This window comes from Bradyrhizobium ferriligni (assembly GCF_056837965.1).
This window is the reverse complement of sequence record NZ_JBXEJO010000218.1, coordinates 1-570: the sequence shown is the minus strand read 5'-3', so window position 1 is coordinate 570 and position 570 is coordinate 1. Positions and strand designations below refer to the sequence as shown.

Here is a 570-nt window from a genome sequence, read left to right as displayed (position 1 = left end):
GGCCAGGCTCATTCTGTGAATCTCAGTTGCATATTTAGGGTCCTGGCTGAGAGCTTTCCACTTACGTGTATGGGAGATCTTCATGTGTTGGTAAAGTAGGTTCATTCTGTCCACACTGTAATCACAGAACCAGCACTGAGATGTCAGCTTACTTCCATGCAACTCATGATGCCGCTGGAAAGTTGCAAAGTTAGCGGAGGAAAAGCTGCACTTTTCACAATTGTATCTCTTACTACCTCGCTAATCGTCAAGTTTATTACCAACTATCTCTTGCACTTTAGATGTCAATATCTCATCAGACTTATCAATCAACTGGTGATTTCTTTTTTCAGCAATTTGCTGTTTCAGAATGTCAATTGGTTCTTTAGTGTAAAGTTTCTTAGCTGGTAACTTCTGAGTCAAAGATGATTTGGGTAGATGATTCTGACCTGCGATAAGCATATGAACATCCTGCTCTTTCAGCTGGATGGGATGTGCCTGGCTGGCATGCTTGTATACAGCAGTCAAGTTGACAAACTCTGCAGGGCACCACTCACATTTAAACTTGTTCATGTTTGGACTCTGTTGGCC

At 42.3% G+C, this 570-nt stretch carries 1 protein-coding gene; it reads right to left on the bottom strand.

Annotated features, from left to right (window positions below; genetic code table 11):
• Positions 1 to 240: 240 nt before the first annotated feature.
• Positions 241 to 570: hypothetical protein (locus AC1VNY_RS42565; RefSeq protein WP_482409681.1), on the bottom strand; the 330-nt coding region annotated here is incomplete at its 5' end.